The 23,778-nt window shown below is 36.2% G+C and carries 16 protein-coding genes, 2 tRNA genes and 3 rRNA genes; 8 read left to right on the forward strand and 13 right to left on the reverse strand.

Annotated features, from left to right (window positions below):
• Nucleotides 1–114 precede the first annotated feature (114 nt).
• Nucleotides 115–2,490 carry a clostripain-related cysteine peptidase gene (locus D4A81_RS12650; RefSeq protein WP_111525133.1) on the reverse strand — a complete coding sequence of 792 codons (2,376 nt, stop codon included), beginning with the start codon at nucleotides 2,488–2,490 and terminating at the stop codon, nucleotides 115–117.
• Between the two features lie 265 nt (nucleotides 2,491–2,755).
• Between D4A81_RS12650 and D4A81_RS12655 the strand changes: the two genes are divergently transcribed.
• Nucleotides 2,756–3,583: a hypothetical protein gene (locus D4A81_RS12655; protein WP_111525134.1), complete on the forward strand. Its 828-nt coding sequence runs from the start codon at nucleotides 2,756–2,758 to the stop codon at nucleotides 3,581–3,583.
• 100 nt (nucleotides 3,584–3,683) lie between these two features.
• On the opposite strand, the gene D4A81_RS12660 is transcribed toward D4A81_RS12655, so the two are convergent.
• From D4A81_RS12660 to D4A81_RS12680, 5 genes are all read right to left on the reverse strand, one after another.
• Nucleotides 3,684–3,756 (reverse strand) — tRNA-Gly (locus tag D4A81_RS12660).
• Nucleotides 3,757–3,991: 235 nt separating this feature from the next.
• A 23S ribosomal RNA gene (locus tag D4A81_RS12665) occupies nucleotides 3,992–6,880 on the reverse strand.
• Nucleotides 6,881–7,311: 431 nt separating this feature from the next.
• A tRNA-Ile gene (locus tag D4A81_RS12670) sits at nucleotides 7,312–7,385 on the reverse strand.
• 95 nt (nucleotides 7,386–7,480) lie between these two features.
• A 5S ribosomal RNA gene (gene rrf / locus D4A81_RS12675) occupies nucleotides 7,481–7,598 on the reverse strand.
• Between the two features lie 67 nt (nucleotides 7,599–7,665).
• Nucleotides 7,666–9,307, reverse strand: a 16S ribosomal RNA gene (locus D4A81_RS12680).
• Together the 16S, 23S and 5S rRNA genes with 2 tRNA genes alongside form the textbook arrangement of a ribosomal RNA operon.
• A 688-nt stretch (nucleotides 9,308–9,995) precedes the next feature.
• On the opposite strand from D4A81_RS12680, the gene holA reads away from it, so the two are divergent.
• The 6 genes from holA to D4A81_RS12715 are packed head-to-tail and all read left to right on the forward strand — an operon-like array spanning nucleotide 9,996 to nucleotide 14,383.
• Complete coding sequence (holA, locus tag D4A81_RS12690; protein WP_111525813.1) at nucleotides 9,996–10,964, forward strand: DNA polymerase III subunit delta; 969 nt, start codon at nucleotides 9,996–9,998, stop codon at nucleotides 10,962–10,964.
• Between the two features lie 25 nt (nucleotides 10,965–10,989).
• A complete protein-coding gene (locus D4A81_RS12695; RefSeq protein WP_111525812.1) occupies nucleotides 10,990–11,577 on the forward strand; it encodes a xanthine phosphoribosyltransferase in 588 nt (195 codons plus the stop codon).
• Between the two features lie 18 nt (nucleotides 11,578–11,595).
• Nucleotides 11,596–12,150, forward strand: coding sequence for a phosphodiesterase (gene yfcE, locus D4A81_RS12700; RefSeq protein WP_111525811.1), 555 nt, complete (start codon nucleotides 11,596–11,598; stop codon nucleotides 12,148–12,150).
• On the forward strand, nucleotides 12,134–13,285 hold the full coding sequence (locus D4A81_RS12705; protein ID WP_111525810.1) for a THUMP domain-containing class I SAM-dependent RNA methyltransferase: 1,152 nt from the start codon (nucleotides 12,134–12,136) through the stop codon (nucleotides 13,283–13,285). Before yfcE ends, D4A81_RS12705 begins: the two co-directional genes overlap by 17 nt.
• Nucleotides 13,286–13,305: 20 nt before the next feature.
• Nucleotides 13,306–13,908, forward strand: coding sequence for an RdgB/HAM1 family non-canonical purine NTP pyrophosphatase (rdgB, locus tag D4A81_RS12710; protein ID WP_111525809.1), 603 nt, complete (start codon nucleotides 13,306–13,308; stop codon nucleotides 13,906–13,908).
• A complete protein-coding gene (locus tag D4A81_RS12715) occupies nucleotides 13,889–14,383 on the forward strand; it encodes a metallophosphoesterase family protein (protein ID WP_111525808.1) in 495 nt (164 codons plus the stop codon). Before rdgB ends, D4A81_RS12715 begins: the two co-directional genes overlap by 20 nt.
• Nucleotides 14,384–15,085: 702 nt before the next feature.
• On the opposite strand, the gene D4A81_RS12720 is transcribed toward D4A81_RS12715, so the two are convergent.
• From D4A81_RS12720 to D4A81_RS12750, 7 genes are read right to left on the reverse strand one after another with little or no spacing between them, the layout of a single operon-like run.
• Nucleotides 15,086–15,937 carry a MurR/RpiR family transcriptional regulator gene (locus D4A81_RS12720; protein ID WP_330405158.1) on the reverse strand — a complete coding sequence of 284 codons (852 nt, stop codon included), beginning with the start codon at nucleotides 15,935–15,937 and terminating at the stop codon, nucleotides 15,086–15,088.
• 29 nt (nucleotides 15,938–15,966) lie between these two features.
• Nucleotides 15,967–16,821 carry a class II fructose-bisphosphate aldolase gene (locus D4A81_RS12725; RefSeq protein ID WP_111525807.1) on the reverse strand — a complete coding sequence of 285 codons (855 nt, stop codon included), beginning with the start codon at nucleotides 16,819–16,821 and terminating at the stop codon, nucleotides 15,967–15,969.
• A gap of 27 nt (nucleotides 16,822–16,848) precedes the next feature.
• Nucleotides 16,849–18,039, reverse strand: coding sequence for an ADP-dependent glucokinase/phosphofructokinase (locus D4A81_RS12730; protein ID WP_111525806.1), 1,191 nt, complete (start codon nucleotides 18,037–18,039; stop codon nucleotides 16,849–16,851).
• A 25-nt stretch (nucleotides 18,040–18,064) separates the two neighbouring features.
• Nucleotides 18,065–18,925, reverse strand: coding sequence for a ketose-bisphosphate aldolase (locus D4A81_RS12735; protein ID WP_111525805.1), 861 nt, complete (start codon nucleotides 18,923–18,925; stop codon nucleotides 18,065–18,067).
• Nucleotides 18,926–18,946: 21 nt separating this feature from the next.
• Nucleotides 18,947–19,783 carry a carbohydrate ABC transporter permease gene (locus D4A81_RS12740; RefSeq protein WP_111525804.1) on the reverse strand — a complete coding sequence of 279 codons (837 nt, stop codon included), beginning with the start codon at nucleotides 19,781–19,783 and terminating at the stop codon, nucleotides 18,947–18,949.
• Between the two features lie 3 nt (nucleotides 19,784–19,786).
• A complete protein-coding gene (locus D4A81_RS12745) occupies nucleotides 19,787–20,671 on the reverse strand; it encodes a carbohydrate ABC transporter permease (protein WP_111525803.1) in 885 nt (294 codons plus the stop codon).
• Between the two features lie 57 nt (nucleotides 20,672–20,728).
• Entirely contained in the window at nucleotides 20,729–22,030 is a 1,302-nt protein-coding gene (locus tag D4A81_RS12750) for an ABC transporter substrate-binding protein (RefSeq protein WP_111525802.1), read from the reverse strand.
• Nucleotides 22,031–22,419: 389 nt separating this feature from the next.
• Here D4A81_RS12750 and rpoN point away from each other — a divergent pair, with 389 nt between their 5' ends.
• Nucleotides 22,420–23,763: an RNA polymerase factor sigma-54 gene (gene rpoN, locus D4A81_RS12755; protein WP_111525801.1), complete on the forward strand. Its 1,344-nt coding sequence runs from the start codon at nucleotides 22,420–22,422 to the stop codon at nucleotides 23,761–23,763.
• The last annotated feature ends 15 nt before the right edge of the window (nucleotides 23,764–23,778 follow it).

Raw genomic sequence — 23,778 nt, forward strand, 5'->3', positions numbered from 1 at the left:
CTCACAAAAATGACATTCAACTGTCTTTATATAGTATAAACCAAATCTTAAATATATGTCTTACATTGTCATTACAAAATATTTTCTAATTACCTACATAATATATAAGAATATCTATTTACTTTTTAAAGTTGGAGTCCAATAACTGTTATTATAAATATCAGTAAATTTATAAGTTATTTCATTATCATCTTGAACAATTAAATAGGATACTTTTGGAATTGAATTTCCAACAACATATTCTTCATCTATTGTATAATTATCCAGATAAGTACCATCATATCCATAATATGTATATATAAACTGTATTCTATCTCCCGGAACTATTTCTGTTATATTCTTTGCAATAGTCTCAGTTTCTATAGCTGAGTAGTCTGTATTTGCACCTGCAATATATCCCTTTGGATGCTCCTTATCAAATATTATTATAAGATTTGCTCTATCACCATTTAAGATAACCGGAACTCTACCTATAGTAGTTACCTCATCTCCATTTTGTGTAGTCGAAAGATGATAATATGCAACCGGCTGCTGGTCTATTGCAATCCAGGCTCTTTGAGTATCTGCAAGCATATCTCCATTTTCATCAAACTTAAAGAAATTATCAAGCCCCATATCAATATAACCATTTCCTTGATCCAAAAGCATACTTTCTTCTATACTTGACACCATATTCCACTCTTCCTCTGATAAATGAATCTTAGGTTCAGAAGATATATCACGCCACTTAAGCTTTGAAGCATCCAATCTGTTATTTACAACATAGTCCTTGATTGCATCATCTGATATACTTCTGTTTTGTAAGAAACCTATGTTTGAAAAATCAAGTCCTATAGATGATAGGCTCTCAGCTGATATACTACCTGATATCAGATTTGCTATCATACTGTCAATATCTGCAGCTGAAAGTGAGCCCGCACTATTTCCTGAAGTTCCTCCGGTTAGAATATTTGCAGGAGTAGTTTCTCCACCCCCCACTATCTGACCACTTGCCTGTACAGAGGCAAACTGCTGTATCATCCTGGTGTACTCACTATCCATACCTATATCTCCATAGGTCTGAACCATCCTATCGACCTTTGACAATTTCTTGTATGGGAAATATATTGAAAGTCCATATGAATTTGCCATATTTGAAGAGGTTCTATTGTATTTTACTGCTCCCAGAACTGACTGTATCGTAGGATTATTCTTATCTTGTTCAAGATTATATATAAGGCTCACTAAGTCAACCTGATCAATATTTGAAGATTTTGCAAACTCTCTGCTTGCGGTTCTGGCATAAGATACTCTACTATATTCATTATTTTCAATATATGAAGCGGTATCTCTAGCAAAACTTGAGAGGCTGTTTGGCATAGTAGCTCTAAGTTCAGCCAAATCTACCAAAGAAAGTGTAGTCGACTGTCCTCTGGCACTCCTACTACTCTCATCTATAAAATCATCTACTATTTTCTTTCCCAAATCAAGAGTTGATATTGCTGTATTGTTACTCAAATCTGACAGCCAGTTTGTATAATACCACCCCGTTCCCGGCTCAGTTTCCTCTGATGCAATCAAATAATCCGCATAATCTGAAAGTGCGAGAGCAGTCTCTGTAGTTGCCATCAAGCACGCATCAAATCCTATAAAGTCATATTTTATATCTGTCGCTGCTATAGCTGATTTTATCTGTGATAAGTTCATAGATCCGGATCTTGGATTTTTCTCGTCATAACCATATCCTGTGACTGACCCACCGCCATGGTCCCAAAATATAAGCTGATATCTATTTGCCGAAAAATTTTGCTTGCAGTATTCAATAAATCTAATTAATGTATTCGTATCAGTCATTGATAGATTTTGGTTATCATCCGCCAGCTTTAACAAATTGCCGCCTTTAACTTGATAGATTTGATTAATTGATGATGAAATAACCGAGTTTTTCCAAGAATTTGCTCCACCTGTACATACTATTAGGTTTACATTGTCTGCAATATTTGCCTTAGTCATTTCGACCAGGTCATTTGTTGCCATTCCGTGCTTAGACTCCAGGTCAGTACCGCACATATATACCATTACAGTTACACTATCACCGCCTGTAGGTCTATAAAACTTATCTCTGGCATTCTCATTTACTGTTTTATCCAGCTTACCTCTATTATCTTCCACTCCACTCCAAGCAGTACTTACACCGCTTATACTTGAAGCAGCAGCACTTCCAAATGTAGAAATCAAATTTGGAACATTAACTTGCTGTGACTGTGTATTTACAGATGTATTGCTACTACCGGAGGATCCTCCCAATAATGAACTTAATATATTCCCTTTGCCTGTAACTACACTTATTATTGCTATAATTATAACAATCAAAATACTAAATGGTGAACCTCCTCCACCTCTTCCTGATGAATTCCTGTTTCCACCGGAACCACCTGTAAATGACCCTCTACCTAGAACACGCCTCCCTGTTCCGGTAACCTCTCTTTCATGTGATAATGGTCTACCCATCTACGCTCCTCCTGTTATACAATATTTACATTATCAGCATTTTGCTTTATAGCTATTTTATTCTAAAATCCTTATAAAATCCAGAAATAAACTATTACATTTCTTTGTATAAACAATAGTGCCTTAATAAATCTACTATACTTTTCTTTCCACCCATGATAGGATTATATACAACTATATTTGTAGTATAAATTTTAATATTTTAAAGAGTATTAAATCATAAATAAGTCTATTTTTTATCTATTATTTATACTGGGAGGAATATATGTATAAAACTAAAAAAATACCCTTACTACTTTCCATTATATTACTATCCTTACAAGGATGTTCAGGAAATAAAGTTACTGCTTCAGATATGCAGGGAACAAAGACTTTTTATCAGATTGTTGATAATTATAAAACAGATAATTATACGGAAGCAGAGCTTTCACAAATATTTGAAAATGATTCCTTTATAAATAATTTACAAAAATTTAATGCAGAACTGAATTCAACGGATACTGTTGATTTCTATGATATGAAATATGAAACTGTAGATTTTATAGGTAATTGGGATAAGCCAAATGATTTGGCAAATGGCTACGGCCATAAGGATTTAACAAATCAAAAAGTAACTATCAATGGAAAAGCTGAGTATATAACTCCGGTAAACGCATTGATTTTAAATCAAAAAACAATGGAAAAGCTGGAACTGGATTTTCTATCAGACCAGGATTTTCTATATACCGGTGAGTTTCCCATGGTACTTGGTCCAGGTTTTAAAGAATATTATAATATCGGTGATACAATTCCTATAACATATTTAAGAGAAAAATTTAACGGCAAGGTGGTCGGTTTTTATGATAAAGATTTGGTCTTTGATAAATGGTTTCATTGTGACAGCTATTCCACTATTATAATTCCATACATGGATAATCTTGAAAGCAAGGATGATTATGAAAATAGAGAACTCTTTTTTTATACATATAGCTTATTTAAAAATTTAGGATATATCTATTTTCAGAATACTGTAGATTATGAAAAAAATAAAGATGCTGTGGAAAGAATAGCTCAAAAATATAATTTGGATTATACTGTATTGAGAGGTTATTAACTGAGATGTCGGCTTATAAAAACAAGCCGGCATATTTAATTTATAAAATTGTACTATACATTCACTAAAAAAGAAGTCTTAAAACTAAGACTTCTTACAGAGCGCGAGACGGGACTCGAACCCGCGACCCCGACCTTGGCAAGGTCGTACTCCACCAACTGAGCCACTCGCGCATATATATGTATAGGAAGCACTATGATTCTACTTCGTAAAATCAAGTACGCTATTTTTCTAAGTTCGTACTTCGCTTGTACTTACTAAGAAAAATATGTACCTTCAAAACTGCCTACCAAACTGCATTTCTTACTTAGCAAAAACTTCGTTTAAGCTTTAGTAAGAAAGTACATATCAAATTCGCTTTCGGATTTGATGATGTATCCGATTATATGTTATAAATTTTCTATCCTTTTGGTTAAACCCTCGACCTATTAGTAACCATCAACTTAATACATTGCTGTACTTACATCTTGGCCCTATCTACCTCGTAGTCTTCAAGGGGTCTTACTGTTTTCACATGAGATATCCCATCTTAAGGGGGGCTTCACGCTTAGATGCCTTCAGCGTTTATCCCGTCCCGACATAGCTACCCTGCCATGGAGTTACTCTCCAACAGGTACACCAGCGGTCAGTCCGTCCCGGTCCTCTCGTACTAAGGACGGCTCCTCTCAAATATCTTACGCCCACGCCGGATAGGGACCGAACTGTCTCACGACGTTCTGAACCCAGCTCGCGTACCGCTTTAATGGGCGAACAGCCCAACCCTTGGGACCTGCTACAGCCCCAGGATGCGATGAGCCGACATCGAGGTGCCAAACCACTCCGTCGATGTGAACTCTTGGGAGTGATAAGCCTGTTATCCCCAGGGTAGCTTTTATCCGTTGAGCGATGGCAATCCCACTTTATGCCACCGGATCACTAAGTCCTACTTTCGTACCTGCTCCACCCGTCGGTGTCGCAGTCAAGCTCCCTTCTGCCTTTGCACTCTTTGAATGGTTTCCGACCATTCTGAGGGAACCTTCGAGCGCCTCCGATACTCTTTCGGAGGCGACCGCCCCAGTCAAACTCCCCGTCTGGCATTGTCCCCCACCCGGATAACGGGTGCAGGTTAGAAATCCAGCAATACAGGGGTGGTATCCCAACGGCGACTCTGCATAAACTGGCGTCCATGCTTCTTCGTCTCCCACCTATCCTGTACGAGTATTACCGAATCCCAGTACCAAACTGGAGTAAAGCTCCATGGGGTCTTTCCGTCCTGGCGCAGGTAACCAGCATCTTCACTGGTACTTCAATTTCACCGGGTGCATTGTTGAGACAGCGCTCAAATCATTACGCCTTTCGTGCGGGTCGGAACTTACCCGACAAGGAATTTCGCTACCTTAGGACCGTTATAGTTACGGCCGCCGTTTACTGGGGCTTCAATTCAAAGCTTCGTTGCCTGACTTCTCCTCTTAACCTTCCAGCACCGGGCAGGCGTCAGCCCATATACTTCACCTTGCGGTTTCGCATAGACCTGTGTTTTTGCTAAACAGTTGCTTGAGCCTTTTTTCTGCGACCACTATTTCTAGTGGCACCCCTTCTCCCGAAGTTACGGGGTCATTTTGCCGAGTTCCTTAACAATGCTTCTCCCGCCGGCCTTAGGATTCTCTCCTCATCTACCTGTGTCGGTTTGCGGTACGGGTACATATAATACAATAGCGGCTTTTCTTGACGGCTCCCTAACCGACTTCCCTACTATTTTTCGGTACGCATCACGTCTTCCCTTTGCATGGTGGCTTTTCCTCCCATACAGGTACTTCGCTTGCCCCGGTTTTTGTCCTCCCGGGTTCGGTTTTTAGTCTCCGTGTCCCCACAGTTCTGATTATATGTAGTACAGGAATCTGTACCTGTTATCCATCGACTACGTCTTTCGACCTTGCCTTAGGCCCCGACTTACCCTGAGTAGATCAGCTTTACTCAGGAAACCTTAGATATTCGGCCAAGAGGATTCTCACCTCTTTCTCGCTACTCATTCCGGCATTCTCTCTTCTTATTACTCCACCACTCCTTTCGGTATGGCTTCTACGCCTCTAAGAATGCTCCTCTACCAATGTATATATTACATTCCTAGGCTTCGGTGGTGTGTTTAGCCCCGGACATTTTCGGCGCAGGACCTCTCGACTAGTGAGCTGTTACGCACTCTTTTAATGTATGGCTGCTTCTAAGCCAACATCCTAGCTGTCTTCGAAATCCCACATCCTTTTCCACTTAACACACACTTTGGGACCTTAGCCGTAGGTCTGGGCTCTTTCCCTTTTGACTACCCAACTTATCTCGTGTAGTCTGACTCCCGTTAATCATCTATCCGGCATTCGGAGTTTGATATCTCTTGGTAGGCTTTGACGCCCCCGCAAAAATTCAGTGCTCTACCTCCGGTAGACTAATAACGAGGCTAGTCCTAAAACTATTTCGAGGAGAACCAGCTATCTCCGGGTTCGATTGGAATTTCTCCCCTATCCACACCTCATCGCCACCCTTTTCAACGGATGTGCGTTCGGTCCTCCATTCACTTTTACGCGAACTTCAACCTGGACATGGATAGATCACCCGGTTTCGGGTCTACACATACTGACTACTTTCGCCCTATTAAGACTTGGTTTCCCTTCGGCTCCGTATCTTTAATACTTAACCTCGCCTGTACATGTAACTCGCCGGACCGTTCTACAAAAAGTACGCGGTTCACCTTTCGGTGTTCCACAGTTTGTAAACATAGGGTTTCAGGTTCTTTTTCACTCCCCTCCCGGGGTTCTTTTCACCTTTCCTTCACAGTACTATACGCTATCGGTCACTGACTAGTATTTAGCCTTGGGGGGTGGTCCCCCCTGCTTCCCACAAGGTTTCTCGTGTCTCGTGGTACTCTGGATACTGCTAGATTAAATACATTTTCCCTTACACGGCTCTCACGCTCTTTGGCCCGCTTTTCCAAAACGGTTCAGGTAATGTATCTTACTCATGTCGCAGTCCTCAACCCCGCAGTGCACGCACCACGGTTTGGGCTCTTACGATTTCGCTCGCCGCTACTTTCGCAATCACTTTTGTTTTCTGTTCCTCCGGCTACTTAGATGTTTCAGTTCACCGGGTTCCCCTCTGTACGTTATGTATTGGCGTACAGATACTTGGAGTTCTTCCAAGTGGGTTTCCCCATTCAGACATCTGCGGATCACTGAATATGTGCTTCTCCCCGCAGCTTTTCGCAGCTTGTCACGTCTTTCTTCGGCTGTCAGTGCCTAGGCATCCACCCTACGCTCTTTATGTTTAACCTCTTAAATCATTTAGATTTAGTGTTTATGTATGACACTAGCGTGTATCATACACTATGTTTAAAAATTTATTACTTTTGTGTTTTTCATACTCACTTTGTTCGTATGAAAAACTACTTATTTACTAAAATCTGAAACAAGCTTACGCTCGTTTTCATTAAGTAAATAATGCATTAAAATATTAATTACTTAAAGCAATTAATACCTCGGATGTCTAATTATAAAATATTTATATAATTTCTCGTTTGGTATGCAGTTTTCAAGGTACATTTAGTTAAAGCTTGTCGCTTCAACAGTGAGATATGAAGATTCGAACTTCAACACCTTTCATCCTCTCCAAAGGAATATCTGATGTAATCTCTGTTATATATGATAATTCTATTGATACTGATATCAGTCAAACTTTTCTTGTTCTCATCAAGTGAAAGTATATGGGCTTAAGTGGACTCGAACCACCGACCTCACGCTTATCAGGCGTGCGCTCTAACCGGCTGAGCTATAAGCCCATTTATTAATTTATGATAACACCACTGCTCCGTTTCATTACGCAAGGTGTACCTTTTCACTAAGATTCAAGCTCAGCTTTCATTAAGTGAAAATAAAGCGGCATCCACCTACTCTCCCATACCGTCTCCAGTATAGTACCATCGGCCGACTAGGTCTTAACCATCGTGTTCGGAATGGGAACGGGTGTGTCCCCCAGACGCATCGACACCGCTAAGTTTTTAGCCTTAACATTGATAATGTAAAACTAAACAGTACTCACAACCCCTACTTTTTCCTTAGAAAGGAGGTGATCCAGCCGCACCTTCCGATACGGCTACCTTGTTACGACTTCACCCCAGTTATCCTCCCTGCCTTCGGCAGCTCCCTCCCACACTGCTAAACATAACTTACTGCTATTCTTTATATCATATAATGATACTCATCCATAAACCTAGCGATTTATTACTTCGTATCATTATCACAGCTTTATGTTTACCAGTGTGGGTTGGGTCACTGACTTCGGGCATTGATGACTCCCATGGTGTGACGGGCGGTGTGTACAAGACCCGGGAACGTATTCACCGCAGCATTCTGATCTGCGATTACTAGCGATTCCAGCTTCATATAGTCGAGTTGCAGACTACAATCCGAACTGAGACGTTATTTTTGTGATTTGCTTGGCTTCGCAGCTTTGCCTCACTTTGTTTACGCTATTGTAGCACGTGTGTAGCCCAAATCATAAGGGGCATGATGATTTGACGTCATCCCCACCTTCCTCCGGATTATCTCCGGCTGTCTCGTCAGAGTGCCCATCTTACTGCTGGCTACTGACGACAAGGGTTGCGCTCGTTGCGGGACTTAACCCAACATCTCACGACACGAGCTGACGACAACCATGCACCACCTGTATCCCTTGCCCCGAAGGGCTAGCTTCATTACAAAACTATTCAAGAGTATGTCAAGATTTGGTAAGGTTCTTCGCGTTGCTTCGAATTAAACCACATGCTCCACCGCTTGTGCGGGTCCCCGTCAATTCCTTTGAGTTTCATTCTTGCGAACGTACTCCCCAGGTGGAATACTTAATGCGTTAGCTTGCGGCACCGAAGAGTTTTCCTCCCCGACACCAAGTATTCATCGTTTACTGCGTGGACTACCAGGGTATCTAATCCTGTTTGCTCCCCACGCCTTCGAGCCTCAACGTCAGTTGTCGTCCAGTAAGCCGCCTTCGCCTCCGGTGTTCCTCCTAATATCTACGCATTTCACCGCTACACTAGGAATTCCGCTTACCCCTCCGACACTCAAGCTATACAGTTTCCAAAGCAGTTCATGGGTTGAGCCCACGCCTTTCACTTCAGACTTGCATCGCCGTCTGCGCTCCCTTTACACCCAGTAAATCCGGATAACGCTTGCCCCCTACGTATTACCGCGGCTGCTGGCACGTAGTTAGCCGGGGCTTCTTAGTCAGGTACCGTCATTTTCTTCCCTGCTGATAGAGCTTTACATACCGAAATACTTCTTCACTCACGCGGCGTCGCTGGATCAGGGTTCCCCCCATTGTCCAATATTCCCCACTGCTGCCTCCCGTAGGAGTTTGGGCCGTGTCTCAGTCCCAATGTGGCCGTTCACCCTCTCAGGCCGGCTACCGATCGTCGCCTTGGTGAGCCTCTACCTCACCAACTAGCTAATCGGACGCGGATCCATCTTATACCTATAAATATTTTACCCCTGCACCATGCGGTGCTGTGGTCTTATGCGGTCTTAGCGGAAATTTCTCTCCGTTATCCCCCTGTATAAGGCAGGTTATCCACGCGTTACTCACCCGTCCGCCACTAAGTCTATTAAAATTCCATCCGAAAACTTCCTTTTAATAGCTTCGTTCGACTTGCATGTGTTAAGCACGCCGCCAGCGTTCATCCTGAGCCAGGATCAAACTCTCATATAAAAGTTTAATCTAGCCTTCTCGCTAGCTTGCATCATCTGTTTTCACAGATCTACTGTTTTTTAAAGGTTTTAAATTCTGTTCGAATCTAAACGTTGTTTTACTGAAATCTCATCGATTATTTTAAAATAATCAAGTTATTTTCAGGGTTGTGTGTACTGTTTAATCTTAAATTATCAAGGTTCATTACTTTGCCGTTTGAAACAGCTTAGCCATTATATCAAGCTTTTTGCAGCCTGTCAACATTTTTTATCCTTTTTTAGAACTTAATTTTTTAATTTTCCAAAAAACCAAACCCTCTCAAAGGACAGTGGTATAACTATACACCCTATACATTTCCATGTCAAGTTCTTTTTAAGAATTTATAAATTTATTTATAATCTATCACAATTTAATGTTTTCGTCATTGCATTAGTCATCTTGCTATACTCCTTAACGTACTTAAAATCGTATTTTATCTTAAGTATTACAGGAAATGCTCACTTTAACAATTATCTTTTGTAAAAACACCCATTAGTTCATATAATGCAGTACCGTCGCTTATATTGGTACTGATATATATTTCTTTAATCCCATTGTGAACTTCTATGTTACCTCCATAATCTAACTTATACTTCAGCTTTCGTTAATATACATATTTTTCACCACTTTATACTGGAGGCTTTTTTTTATTCATGTTATAATTATCATTATGAAAGTATTAAATAATGATTTGAAAACTTCCAATTTCAAAGCCATTTATGTACTATCAGGTGATGATGAATTTTTGAAAAACAGCTACAAGAAAAGATTGAAAGCGGCTATAGTTGGTGACGACCAAATGAACTTTGCCTACTTTGAAGGAAAAGGAATAGATATTGATTCTATTATTAACTTTGGTAATACTCTTCCGTTTTTCTCAGAGTATAGATGTATTCTTATAGAAGATAGTAAATGGTTTAAATCCGGAAACGAGCGATTTTTAGACTATGTTTCAAACAAGCCCGATAGTACAAAATTTATTTTTGTAGAAAAGGACTTGGATAAACGTTCTAAACTCTATAAGAAGGTTAAAGATATTGGATATATCGCAGAGCTCAATCACCCTACTGATATTGAGCTAAGAAAATGGGCAGGTAGTCTTGTAAACAAAGCCGGCAAAAAAATAACTGTTACAAACATGGATTTTTTCATTGCCAGAGTTGGAAATGATATGGAAAGATTAAAGAGCGAATTAGATAAACTCCTCTCCTTTACTCTTGACAAAGATATTATAGAAGAGGAAGATATAAGAGCCATAGCAAGCGTAAGTCTTACCGGTAAAATCTTTGATCTTGTAAAAATGATTACAAATAATAAAATCAAAGAGGCATTAGATATATACGAAGATTTAGTTGCTTTAAAAGAACCTCCTGCAAAGATTATGTTTTTTATTACAAAACAGTTCAATCAACTTCTTCAAATTAAAGAGTTGCTTTTCGACGGTTTTAGTGAACAGGATATCATCTCAAAAATGAACCTGAATCAATATGTAGTAAAAAATCTAATTCGTCAGGCAAGAGGTTTTGACATGGCTATGCTTTTGTCTTATATTAAAAATGCAATAGAGTTGGAAGAAGCTGCAAAGCAAGGTAATATTAACCATAAGCTGGCACTTGAAATGCTGATGCTTACACGCTAAAGTTTTCAAAAAGAGAGGATTTTTCATGAAGTTATTAGAAGATCGTATCAAAAAAGATGGAGTAATCAAAGAGGGCAATGTTGTAAAAGTAGATTCTTTTTTAAACCACCAGATGGACGTTGAACTTTTTTTAGAAATGGCCAAGGAATTTAAGTCAAAATTTGCTTCACATAATATAAACAAAATTTTGACAATCGAATCCTCCGGAATAGGTATTGCTGCCATCGCAGGATTAGAATTCGGCGTTCCTGTTGTATTTGCCAAGAAGTCAAAATCCATCAATATTGATGGAGATATGTATACCGCAGAAGTTGAAAGCTTTACACATAAATGTAAGAATCAAGTGATAGTTTCAAAGAAATTTTTAAGTTCTGAAGACCGTGTTCTTATCATTGATGACTTCCTTGCAAACGGATGTGCATTACAAGGACTTATCTCTATAGTAAACGAGTCAGGTGGAACTGTAGAAGGCATTGGCATTGCTGTTGAAAAGGGATTCCAAAGCGGTGGACGTACTATAAGAAATCTCGGCTTCCATTTAGAGTCGCTTGCAATTATTGATGCTATGGATGCTGCTACTCAGTCAATAGAATTTAGACAACAGGAGGAATAGGTCTCAGACCTTTTATTTATGAAATACTTTTTTGCATCCGATATACATGGCTCGGCATTTTATACAAAGAAAATACTTGATAAATATCAAGAAAGCCATTCTGATAAACTGATACTGCTTGGCGATCTCTTATATCATGGACCAAGGAATGAACTTCCAAAAGACTACTCCACCAAGAAAGTCTTTACACTACTAAATGAATTTAAAGATAATATAATTGCAGTTAGAGGGAATTGTGATTCTGAGGTTGACCAAATGGTATTGGAATTCCCAATGCAGTCTGATTATTGCATCTGTATCTTCAATGATATTTATTTTTTTATAACTCATGGACATATTTACAATGAGGAACATTTACCAAAACTGTCAAAGGGTTCAGCTTTCATATATGGACATGTACATCTTCCTATAGCTAAAAATATTGATGGTATTTATATATTAAATCCCGGCTCGGCATCACTGCCTAAGGAACAAAACCCAAACTCCTATGCAATACTTGATAATGACCTTTTTTCTATATATGACTTTGACGGCAATGCATTAAAGGAGATAAAACTTGAAAAAAATATTTGAATTATACGCACCATGTCACTTCGGTCTTGAAGCAATTCTGAAAAAAGAAATCATAGATATAGGTTATGATATCACCAAAGTTGAGGATGGACGAGTATATTTTGAAGGTGATGACGAAGCTATTACCAGAGCTAATATGTGGCTTAGAACTACAGAGAGAGTTCTACTCAAAATAGCAGAGTTTAAAGCAACCAGTTTTACTGAACTTTTTGATTCTGTTGCAGATATTCCTTGGGAAGAATATATTCCTGCTGACGGCAGATTCTGGGTAAGCAAAGCTACATCTATAAAGAGTAAACTATTCTCTCCTTCAGATATTCAATCAATTGTCAAAAAGGCTATGGTTGAAAGATTGAAAAAGATTTATAAAAAAGAATGGTTTGATGAAACCGGTGCAGATTACCCACTTCGTGTTTCTATAAACAAGGATATTGTTACAATAGGTCTTGATACTACGGGCGTTTCTCTTCATAAAAGAGGTTATAGAACTATGACCGCTAAAGCACCTATTACAGAAACTCTGGCAGCTGCACTTATCATGCTTACTCCATGGAAAAAGGATAGAATTTTGGTTGATCCATTCTGTGGTAGCGGTACTTTTGTAATAGAGGCTGCAATGATGGCTGCAAATATTGCCCCTGGGCTTAAGCGCGGCTTTTTAAGCAGCAAATGGTCGAATCTTATTTCAAAAAATATTTGGGATGATACATATGAGGAGGCAAGGGAGATGGTAAGCATAGATACTGATGTGGATATACAGGGCTATGATTTTGATAAAAATATCGTAGAAGCTGCCAGAAGTAATGCTACCAGAGCCGGCGTAGTCGATATGCTGCATCTTCAATGCAGAGATGTTGCTTCATTATCACATCCCAAAAAATATGGCTTCATTATCACAAATCCTCCCTATGGTGAAAGACTTGAAGAAAAAGAAAATCTACCTGCTCTTTACAAAACTCTAGGTGAGAGATTTGCAAGCCTTGACTCTTGGTCGTTATATCTTATAACTTCTTACTCTGATACTCAAAAGTATATCGGTAAAGAGGCTGACAAAAACAGAAAAATCTACAATGGTATGATGCAAACCAGATTTTATCAATACTTAGGGCCAAAGCCACCAAAGAAAAACAAGTAACACTTTTAATAAGGATAAACATGAAACAAATTATTTTTGCAACAGGAAATCAAAATAAATTAAAAGAAATCAAAGCTATATTACCAAACTTTGATATTATATCTGCAAAGGATGCAGGTATATCACTTGATATTGAGGAAACCGGTACCACCTTTAAGGACAATGCATATATAAAGGCAAAAGCCATTTGGGATATTACCGGCGGTATAGTGCTTTCTGATGATTCAGGTTTAGAAGTAGACTACATTGGTGGCGAACCCGGCATATACTCCTCACGATATTTGGGTGAGAATACTTCATATACTATAAAAAATCAAAATATTATAGATAGATTAAGTAATGCTAATGGAAATGAGCGAAGTGCCAGATTTAGAGCTTGTATCTGTGCAATACTGGATGACGGTACTGTTATATTTACAGAGGGAAGTATGGAGGGACTTATAGCCACATCAATAAAAGGTGAAAATGGATTCGGTTATGATCCAATACTTTATTTACCTGAGTATGATAAAACCAGTGCCGAAATTAGCCCTGATGAAAAGAATAAAATAAGTCACAGAGGCAAGGCACTTATGGCAATGAAGAAAAAGCTAGAGGGAATTTATGAAAATACTGATTGTTAGTGACACTCACAGGATGGACGACATACTAAAGAAGGTAATTGAAAAAGAAAAACCCTTTAATATGTTTATTCATCTTGGTGATTTAGAAAGTAATGAAACAAAAATAAGCTATATGCTTGAACCTGACTGTGCTTGTTTTATCGTGCAGGGGAACAATGACTTCTTTTCACAACTTCCAAAAGAGAAAGAAGTTAGTATAAAAAATCACAAAGCTCTTTTGGTGCATGGACACCAATATGGTGTAGGTATGGGTGTAGAGATATTAAAAGATGAAGCCATATCCAGAGGATGTGACTTTGCAATGTACGGTCATACACATAGACCATATTTAAAGACTATAGATGGTGTTACAATATTAAATCCCGGATCACTTGGTTATCCTAGGCAGTCAGGTCATATACCTACATATATGATCATGGATGTAGATGATAATGGCAATTTTAATATTGAAACCAAAGAAATTATGGGGGCATAAACCTAATCCTATGCATTGCACAGACTTATATTTTAATCAATATAAGACAAAAAGAAGAGAGCATTAATCTTTCACCTTAATGCTCTCTTCAAAATATTCCTGGCTCCAATGGATTAATCCTCTCTTTCTAAAAAACCAGTTTTCTATATCTCTAATATCCCTCACGCACAGGATATTCTCTTTATATAGATGTTGCTATTCAGTTTTAATTCTATCCTCCTATAAGCTTCCTTTCACTTCTAATACATGGTTGTTATCAATCTATCTACACGGTCTACCTTTCACATAAATCCTACTTTCTCGTCATAAAATCCATATGAATACTATCCTAACCGATTATTCAGATAGTAACTTTTAAAGTTTTCAATAATATATTATCTCTTCACAATCTTCTTATAGGCTCCGGATTAGATCTAAGTCTAATCATTACTTATGTTTTCTTTGGACTGCACCTCCTCTTATAAATTTCCACATCTTTTATAGATTTGTGTTTTAAACTTTCTAAGAATATATTCTCTCTTTGTTTATGTCTACATTATATCAGATTTTTAAATCTTGTCAATACTATTTTAAAATTATTTATATTATTTTTGACTTTAATTTTATTTTATTCATTTAATCTGTTTTAATTGCATATATTGTTTTAATTATCTGAATATTATATTTAATTCAAACACATTGATGACTTACAAAAACTTTCATTTAAACCTTATATTCCGACAAAATTATCTCCGGTCTGTCAGCATGCTTATTTCTTATAAAATCTTCGTTTGTCAAAAATTCCAACAATGCATCTATTGTTGCCATCATATTTGTATGTGCATAATCTTTATAATAATTAAATGAAATATCCTTTCCTCTAGAAAGTAATATGTAATCTGCCATTTTAGCTACAGGTGAATCCTCGTATGAAGTTATCGCAATACATTTTAATCCTTTTTCTTTTGCAAGCTCCATACCCATCAGTATAGGCTTTGAGGCACCTGACATTGAAATAGCAATTAAAATGTCTTTTGATTCTGCCAGATTTATATGATTCATATAGTATTCTACAGACAGCCCAAAACTACTCCTTACACCCAATCGTCCCAGTCTAAAACCAATGTATTGTGATAAAGGTACAGTATTACCTACAGCAATAATATGTGCCATGCTACATTCTCTTATAAGCCTTACACAATTCCACATAGTTTCACTATCCATCCTCTTTCCAATAGATATCATATTTTCAGCGTACTCTCTAAATAACACTTCTATTTCATCTGTACTGTTCGATACCTTAATATCACCATACTGATTTTTTCCAATATCTCTCGCCAGAGTAATTCTAAATTGATAATATCCTGTATATCCTATATGATGACACATACGCACTATTGTTGCATCACTTACACCACTAAGTTTTGCCAAATTAGCAACATTACAATCTATAGTTTTATATGGATTTTTTACTACAAAATCAGCCACCTTGCGCTCAGCTAATGACAAGGTTTCATACTTCTCCCTCATCACACTAAGAACTTCTCTCTTTAATATATTACTTTCTTCCAACACAAATCTCCTTTTACACAAAACTAATAACATTAAAATCTACATAAAGTTCTTAATCGTTCCTCTAAATATGGCTGTAATTTTGACTGAATGTACTGCGGTAAATCAATAATCTTTACCGGATCTAAATTATGTTTATTAATATCTATATATTCTTCAACAGCAGAATAATACCTTCTCAAGAATTCGGTACCCAAATTAAATTTGTTTATACCCCTTGAAAATGCTATAAGTAATTGATCATCCGGAATTCCACTTCCACCATGCAGTACTAAGGGTGTATCTATTGCTTCATGTATCTCCTCAAGTCTCTTAATATCCAGTTTTGGTATGGATTTATACTCGCCATGAGCATTACCTATTGAAACAGCTAATGCATCGACTTTTGTAGCTTCACAAAACTGTTTTGCAACCTCAGGCCTTGTATATAAATCTTCTTTACTATTATCAGATTCGCCGGCAAGTCCAACATGTCCTACTTCTCCTTCAACACATATATCCATACTATGTGCCTTACTTACAACTTCTTTAGTAATGGAAATATTCTTTTCCAATGAATACATAGATCCATCAATCATAATTGAATCAAATCCAGCATCCATAGTTTTAACAACCGCCTCATAACTATAATCATGATCTGCATGAAGTCCTATAGGTACAATTACTTCATTAGCAAGCTCTTTAACCATAGTTGCAAAATTAGAAAGTCCGGCTGTATGTTGAATACTTACATGTTCAGGATACAACATAATTATTGCCGGTGTATTTGTTTTTTCTGCTGCATACACTACTGACCTAGCCATTATATAATCCATACAAATAAAAGCTATTACTGCTGTATTTCTTTCCTTTGCCAGTTTTAATAAATTCTTCGTTTTCTCATACATTTGACTTACTCTCTCTCTTAGATTTTTTTACAATAATCCAAGTACTAATCCCCCTACAAAAGCATCTCCCAAACCTACAACTGTAGGACATTCTACGAAACTTAAGTCTTTACAAGGAATACAACATATATATTTTCCATATTCTTCCTCTAACCTATTACAAAACTCTACACTATCAACTTTATTACTTATACTTTTTGTATATAGATAATCTTCTTTATTAAAATCATCTCCTTTTCTAAATCTTGTGGCAGACATATTTATTCCGCTTTCTAAAGCCGACTTTAATTTTTTAGCATTTTCTCCATAAGCAATAACCCAGGAAGCACTATGTATAAGTATATTTTTTATACCTGTTTTATTGTATATCTTCTTGACCCCATTCATAACTTCATCAACATCCATAATATTTATTCTATAACCGATGTATTTTTGAAGTTCATCTTCATTCATGCTTAAAATATCTGCTCTATGTGATAATTTACTATGTATGTAATGTCTAAACTCTTCTTTAACATAACAACCGTCTTCCATTACAACAACTGCACTATCCGGGAGATAGGATAACATATTATATGTTTTTTCTATTCTATCTTTTAATATATCAAAATCCAATATCTCTGTAAAAGATCCCAGTAAAAATACTTCACATTTTCTTATTTCATTTCCAAACTCTTTTTCAAGCACAGCCAAATTCAAACTATCTTCATCATATGATATTAGTATTCTATTTTCTCTTGGAGTAATAAAGTCTATATCATTGGACTTTATTCTTACACCACCGGCACATTGCAAAACTATATGAGGATATATAGTTTCTTTCCCTTTTACCCCCTGTATTGCCCTGATATTTTCGGGCAATAATTTTCTTACATACTCATTGTAGCAACTTGTTTGTAATAAACTGGGATAACCAAGCTTTGAAATTGCTATTGCAGCTCTTGTTGCAGTTCCACCTAATGTTATTTTGTATTCGAAATGTTCTGCAAATTCCTTACTTAACTTTTCAGATTTAGGTATTATCTCACAACCTACCCCTTCTTTTAAATGGGCAAGACTTGCAATCCATATATCTCTTTCAGATACAATTTCTATATTCATTTCCAAATCCTTGTTATGAATATTATGCTTTTTAATTTGCTCTTCAACTACACTTTTATTCCAAATCAATTCATAATCCACACAAGTATGAAAACCCATAGCAATTTTTTCATTCATACTGATTATCCCTCTTCAATACTAATTAATAGAGCATCGCCATATTTTCCGCTTTAAATAATTTTATTTTTTCTGCTGCTATTTTCTTCATCTCTTCTACACAAGGTGGCTGTATTACATTGGGTTCTCTAAGGGATTCATCCTTTAATACCTCTCTCATTTTATTATAATAAGCTACCTTTATATCACTTGAGATATTTATTTTATTTACACCATGCTCTACAGCTTTTTCAATTTCACTATCCTTATTTGATGATCCGCCATGTAGTACTAATGGAATAGAAACCTCTTTCCTTATATCATCTAATATATCTATTCTCAATTTAGGTACCTTATCTTTGGGATATATTCCATGACAAGTTCCTATTGCAACTGCCAAGCAGTCTATTCCTGTTCTTTCCGCAAAATCTCTTGCTTGTATAGGATTTGTATATAAAATATCTTCAGGTGCAGTAGTCTCTGTAGAATCTGTATTCCCTATTGTTCCCAATTCTCCTTCCACAGAAACCCCAACTGCATGAGCCAAATCACAAACTTTCTTACATATATCTACATTATCTTCATATTGCAATAATGATCCATCAATCATTACAGATGTAAATCCTGTCCTGATAGCATTTATAATCTGATCAATAGAAGCACCATGGTCTAAATGTATTACAGCAGGGATTTTGGAATTATTAACTCTTTCTAAAATACCCTTAACCATCTCAGATGTGATATGCTTCAGCTCATCCGGATGTATAGCAATAATAACCGGTGCATTCTTTTCTTCACATATCTCCATAATTCCATTGAACATACTATAATCACTAATATTAAACGCCGGAATTGCAAAACCATTTTCCCTTGCTACCTGAAGCAAATCTTTCATATTTAATATCATTCTATTCTCCCTTTTACAAAATCAACCCTTAACACCTCCGGATGACATTCCTGCAATAAAGTATTTTTGGAAAAATACAAATAGTATTAAAACAGGAATAGAACCCAAAACGCTCATAGCCATCATTTGACTCCAGTCATATGCATGCTGCCCCATAAGTAAATTTATACCTATAGGAACAGTTCTCATATTAGTTGTTTGAGTCAAAGCCAGTGCAAACAAATACTCGTTCCATGCCTGCATAAATGTATACATTCCAACAGATACCATACTTGGTACTGCTATAGGAACCAGTATATACCATAATGCTTTCCATCTCGATCCACCATCAATCATCACTGCCTCATCCAGTTCTCTTGATAATGTATTGAAATATCCAGTCATCATCAAAATACAGTATGGCAATGTCATTATCAAGTATGTCAATATCAATGCCAAATATGTATTAAATAACTTCATCGTTACGATTAAACCCATATATGGAATAAGTAAAACAATAGGCGGTATTGCCTGTACGCTTATTATTATAGAATTCAAAAAACCTTTACCGGGAAAATCAAATCTACTAAATGCATAAGCAGCTAATATTCCAATTAGTAGTGTTGCAACTACTACACAAATCGAAACAATATAGCTATTGATAAAAAACCTTACTTTCGTGCCATCTGTAATAACTGCAATATATGACTTAAAACTAAATGTACTGTCAATGAATTTAGGTGGCCAAGAAAAAATTCTTGAGTTATCCTTTAATGATGAACATATCATCCAAAGAATTGGGAACGAGGCAAAAATCCCGCCTATAACCAATAATATAGTAGCTATTACTTTCTTTATACCCTTATAGCTTCCTACCATACTTTAGCTCCTCACTTTTTTCTGTTGTCTTACGTAGAATATTGCAACTATTACACATACTAAGAGTAGTATTGTTGCTGATGTTGCCGCCATACTATAGTCAACTTTTTGGAATGCCAGTTTATATATGTATATACTCAAAGTTTGAGTGGAATTAACAGGGCCTCCACCTGTTAACATCCAAATTACATTAAATGACTGAAGTGTCCAGATAAAATCCAACATCGCAATACTGATTAAAATAGGCTTTAGTTGTGGTATTGTAATACTGAAAAACCTCTTAATATCATTGGCCCCATCTATAGCAGCACTTTCATATAAATCTTCCGAAATCCCTTGTAGTCCTGCTAATATACTAATCATATAAAATGGATATCCACACCAAATGTTTATAAAACATATAACCGGCAGTGCAATCGCTCTATCACTAAGCCATTCAGTATCTCTATTTACATGTGGAAATAGAGATAGTATGTAATTTATAATACCGGATGGTTGTAACATCAATTTCCAAAGAATTGCAACTACAGATGCGGTAAACACCCAAGGAAGTATATATATAACCCTTGCTATAGTTTTAGTCCTTACACTGAAATATTTTGAATTCAATAACATTGCAAAGAGCATTCCTATAACCAAATGTGCAATCACACTGACAGACACAAATACAATAGTGTTATATACCGATTTCCAATAGCTACTGTCTTTAAAAAGCTTATAATAATTTTCCAATCCCACAAAAGAGGGATTTTTAGATATAACCGCCTTGTCTGCAAATGAATATGAAATTACCATAAAAATCGGTACTACCATAAATACAACCATTAGTGCGATTGTAGGTAATAAATATCTATACGGAGCAGACCTTTTCCCAGCTAATATATTCATTTAATCCCTCCCATTAAGTAGTATCAACAATAAGTTTTATTTAGTTCACTCTAAAGCTTATTTACCCGCATTATCTAAATAGCCTTGCCAATTTTCCAACATCTTATTAACTTCTATATCACCTTCTAAATACATTACCAGATCATTTGTCATAGAAGTCATAACATCTGAAGCATTTGCTAATCCAATAAACTCATTTATAACATAATTTTTCTTGTACTCTTCATAATACTCTTGGAACTGCTTTGGTGCAGAACTGTAATCTGGAGTAGCCACTTTACTATTAGGGAATGCAGACATTGTAGATGCTAAGCCTGCAGATGCTGATCCATCTGTTCCATCTTTTCCACCAAGTAAGAAGTTTATAAACTCAGCTGCCGCTTCTTTGTGTTCACTTGATTCTGATACACCAACAGCCCAGCTTGCATAGCAAATACCGCTCTTATCTGTATAGCCATCTTTTACAGGTATTGTTGCAGCCTTAAAGTTAAGTTTTTCAAATTGACTCATTGTTGCAGCAGATGCTACTGTAAATGCACAATTTCCTGCTGCAAAATTGCTTGTCATTTCTGCTTCCTCTAATGTACTCATTCCCGGATATAATACACCTAAATCATATAGCTTTTTATACATCTCTGCCAAAGAAGCAAGTTCAGCATTATCTTTTGTTAAGTATTTGCCATCCTTATCCTTTAGTGTAATTCCTGATGCCCAACCTGTACCCATAAACACATTCTGTATACCATTAGCATTTGTAGTTCCAAGGTTTAGAGCAAGCGCTGAATATCCTGCAGCTTTTACCTTCTCACAAGCCTGCTCAAGCTCAGTCCATGTTGTAGGTATGTTTTCAACCCCTGACTTTTCCAGAATATCCATATTTACATACATTGGATACGCAAAATTTAATATAGGTACTACATACTCGGTGTTATTTACTTTCCACACATCACTTGCCAGATCCATCTTAACATCTAATGTTGAAAGGTCTGTCAAAATCCCCATATCGACAAACTCTGAAAGCCATGCACCATCTATACTGAGTACATCTGCAATTGTGCCATTTGTTGCACCTGCTGTTATTGCTGTCTTAGTATCTGCCCAAGGTGCTGTAAGAAGTTCTACCTTGTTACCTGTAGCAGCCTCGTACTCATCACATATCTTCTGTAGATATCCTTCCGGCAGCTCTCCACCCCACCACTGCTGGAATTTGATAGTTACTCCCTCTGAGGCTGCCTCTTGTGTAGCTCCTCCGGAGCTTTCACTGTTAGATGCACTATTACCACATCCAACAAGGCTTGTTAGCAACGCACATGACAACACTGTGGTCATTCCCAACTTAAGAAGTCTACTTATTTTCATATTACTCCTCACTTTCCGAGAAATTTTATTTTATTTTTGTAATTTTATTTTATAAAATTTCTCATTTACGTTATATTTGTAATTTAATTTTACATCTCAACTTGTTTTTGTCAATATGCAAATATTTTTTCTCTATTATAACTATTTAAGCTTTATTCTTTTGTGCATATTGTCTTCAAATAATTTTACCATAGGAATTATACGTGAAATAATATTTTTTGTATTCAAAAAACAATCCTATATTGATAAATATTTTCAAAGCTCATAATATTCAAATAAGCTATCACAAACTGACATTTTTCATCGTCTTTATGATATAATACATTCATGTTAAACAGTACTTTTTATTAACTATATAATAATACTTGGAGGAATTTTAAGATTAATATATGGACACAACTTTGAGGCAAACTTTAGAGCATAAAATATCGCAAAAAATGATACAATCTGTAAATATATTGCAGATGAACTCTCAAGAGTTAAATGATTATATAAAGCAAATCTCACTTGAAAATCCCTTTATTGATGTAAATGATGAATTTGAATATAGAAAAAATGAAGATGCTATAAAAATATCTGAACATAATATTTCAAGCTTTGAGCTTCAAAATGTTGATTACTCCCTCTCTTCTGATGAGAATAGTTTCGAAAACATTTATGTTCCACAGGAGGAAACTTTATGTGAAAATCTTCTTTCTCAACTTTTGTGTGGTGACTATACTAAGGAAGAGAGAGAAATCTTCTTCTATATAGCAACTAGTTTAGATAATAATGGATACTTTCCAGGTGGTATTTGTGAGTTAATGGAAGTGTTCAATATAAACTATGAAAAAGCTAAATATTGCCTGAATATAATGAAAAGTCTTGATCCTAAAGGAGTTTGTGCAGAAAATCTAATTGAGTGTCTAAAACTTCAGTTAGATGAAAGAGATAATTATCATATTGAGTATGAAATAGTCTCTTTCTATTTGGATCTACTTGGGAAAAATAATTTAAGGAAAATTTCAGAATTACTAAAAGCAGATATTAAATCTGTGTTAAAAGCAAAAAATAATATATCCAAACTAAATCCTAAGCCGTCTCAAGGATTTAGTGAAAGAAGTATTTTAAAATATATTACTCCCGATATTGTTATTGTAAAATTCAAAGATCATTTTAATATTGTAAGTAATAATTTTAATACTCTTAACATCAATTTTGATTATATAAGCACCTTAAAAGATAACAGCTTTGATAAGACACTCTTAAATTACATTGATAAGAAATTAGATGAACTAGAGACTTTACAAAATAGTATATGCATGCGAAACAATACCTTATTAAAGCTGTCAGAATATATTCTTGAATTGCAAAAAGATTTCTTTTTATATGGTAAAGGTAATTTGAAGCCATGCAAAATGAAAGATGCTGCAAAATCACTTGAATTAAGTGAATCAACTATCTGTAGAGCTGTTAACGGTAAATATCTGCAATGTTGCCATGGTCTATTCCCACTTGGATATTTCTTTTCTAAAAGCAGTTATAAAATAAATAAAAATGAGAGCACAACAATCGATAATATAAAATCTATTATTAAAAATATAATTGATACAGAAAACAAGAATAAACCTTTTAGTGATCAAAAAATCACAGAACTACTACACTCCAGAGATATAAATATCTCACGTAGAACTGTAGCTCAATATCGTGATTCACTTTCCATTCCTGATTGTCGTATTAGAAAGCTGTACTAATACAAATATCTTAAT

The sequence above is a fragment of the Lachnoanaerobaculum umeaense genome (genome assembly GCF_003589745.1).
In the GTDB taxonomy this organism is placed as follows: Bacteria; Bacillota; Clostridia; order Lachnospirales; family Lachnospiraceae; genus Lachnoanaerobaculum; species Lachnoanaerobaculum umeaense.

Coding starts and splice junctions, on each gene's coding strand:
- D4A81_RS12725 (WP_111525807.1), bottom strand. CDS start 16,821: ATGTATGAGAAAACGAAGAATTTATTAAAACTGGCAAAGGAAAGAAAT.
- D4A81_RS12750 (WP_111525802.1), bottom strand. CDS start 22,030: ATGAAAATAAGTAGACTTCTTAAGTTGGGAATGACCACAGTGTTGTCA.
- D4A81_RS12735 (WP_111525805.1), bottom strand. CDS start 18,925: ATGATATTAAATATGAAAGATTTGCTTCAGGTAGCAAGGGAAAATGGT.
- D4A81_RS12730 (WP_111525806.1), bottom strand. CDS start 18,039: ATGAATGAAAAAATTGCTATGGGTTTTCATACTTGTGTGGATTATGAA.
- D4A81_RS12715 (WP_111525808.1), top strand. CDS start 13,889: ATGAAAATACTGATTGTTAGTGACACTCACAGGATGGACGACATACTA.
- holA (WP_111525813.1), top strand. CDS start 9,996: ATGAAAGTATTAAATAATGATTTGAAAACTTCCAATTTCAAAGCCATT.
- D4A81_RS12655 (WP_111525134.1), top strand. CDS start 2,756: ATGTATAAAACTAAAAAAATACCCTTACTACTTTCCATTATATTACTA.
- yfcE (WP_111525811.1), top strand. CDS start 11,596: ATGAAATACTTTTTTGCATCCGATATACATGGCTCGGCATTTTATACA.
- D4A81_RS12650 (WP_111525133.1), bottom strand. CDS start 2,490: ATGGGTAGACCATTATCACATGAAAGAGAGGTTACCGGAACAGGGAGG.
- D4A81_RS12740 (WP_111525804.1), bottom strand. CDS start 19,783: ATGGTAGGAAGCTATAAGGGTATAAAGAAAGTAATAGCTACTATATTA.
- rdgB (WP_111525809.1), top strand. CDS start 13,306: ATGAAACAAATTATTTTTGCAACAGGAAATCAAAATAAATTAAAAGAA.
- D4A81_RS12695 (WP_111525812.1), top strand. CDS start 10,990: ATGAAGTTATTAGAAGATCGTATCAAAAAAGATGGAGTAATCAAAGAG.
- D4A81_RS12745 (WP_111525803.1), bottom strand. CDS start 20,671: ATGAATATATTAGCTGGGAAAAGGTCTGCTCCGTATAGATATTTATTA.
- rpoN (WP_111525801.1), top strand. CDS start 22,420: ATGGACACAACTTTGAGGCAAACTTTAGAGCATAAAATATCGCAAAAA.